General features: G+C 58.4%; 1 protein-coding gene. It reads right to left on the bottom strand.

What is annotated here, in order from left to right; all coding sequences use genetic code 11:
• On the bottom strand, positions 1 to 245 hold a 245-nt coding region (locus tag SB689_RS23905; RefSeq protein WP_410694517.1), incomplete at both ends, for a hypothetical protein.

Below are 245 nucleotides of genomic sequence, written 5' to 3'. Positions count from 1 at the left end.
GCCTGTAAGTAGGGGCAGGAACGCCCGACTTTCAAGTTCGTCCCATACATTCGAGAACTTCAGGTTGCGGCCCGACATGAGCACCGTCACGACCTTCTCGCCGGCCGCATGATCACTCTGATAACTGAAGTACTGGACGCTGAGATCGACCGCCTGGCGGACGGAAGGCATGAGGTAGTAGACAGCAACCGCAATCGCAGGCATCAGTGCAATTACGACCGCGAGTCGGGCCGTCGCCTTGACGA

It is taken from the genome of Chryseobacterium sp. SIMBA_038 (assembly GCF_046535115.1).
In the GTDB taxonomy this organism is placed as follows: Bacteria; Bacteroidota; Bacteroidia; order Flavobacteriales; family Weeksellaceae; genus Chryseobacterium.
Note: the sequence above shows the minus strand (reverse complement) of the source record. Positions and strands in the feature narration are given on the sequence as shown.